The following is a 721-nucleotide window of genomic DNA, read 5'->3' as shown; positions in this document are numbered from 1 at the left end:
ATCGATCAGGTGCGGTACCCACCCCAGCAGGGCAACTATAAAGTGTATATCATCGATGAGGTGCACATGCTCTCCACCCAGGCCTTCAATGCCTTTTTGAAGACGCTGGAGGAGCCGCCGTCTTATGCCATTTTCATTTTGGCTACGACGGAGAAGCACAAAGTGATCCCCACTATCCTTTCCCGTTGTCAGATTTATGACTTCAACAGGATCGAGATTTCGGACATCACTACACAGCTACAGAAGATAGCTGCTAACGAGGGTATAGAAGCAGAGGAAGAAGCACTTCACCTGATCTCGCAGAAAGCCGATGGGGCGTTGCGAGATGCACTTTCTATTTTCGACCTGATCGTTACCTTTTCGTCCGGCAACAAAATCACTTATCAGGATACCATCAAGAACCTCCACATTCTTGACTACGACTATTATTTTAAGGTTGTAGATTTCTTTTTGGAAGAAAACCTGTCAGGCGTGCTACTCATTTTTGATGAAATCATCAGAAGCGGCTTCGACGGCCACAACTTCATCAATGGGCTTAGCGAGCACCTTCGCAATTTGATGGTTTGTAAAGACAAGGAAACGATTTCCCTCTTGCAGGTCGCCCAAAGCATCAAAACAAAGTATAGCGACCAATCGTCAAAAACCTCTCTTTCTTTCCTTCTCTCCGGGTTGAACATTTTGAGCCAGTGCGACATACAGTACAAGGCCAGCAAAAATCAAC

General features: G+C 45.9%; 1 protein-coding gene. It reads left to right on the top strand.

What is annotated here, in order from left to right:
- Window positions 1–721 (top strand): DNA polymerase III delta subunit-related protein (locus RIG68_RS23315; protein WP_350128044.1); only part of this gene is annotated, 721 nt, incomplete at both ends.

This window comes from Imperialibacter sp. (assembly GCF_040222385.1).
In the GTDB taxonomy this organism is placed as follows: Bacteria; Bacteroidota; Bacteroidia; order Cytophagales; family Cyclobacteriaceae; genus Imperialibacter.
This window is presented reverse-complemented; position numbering and strand designations above follow the sequence as displayed.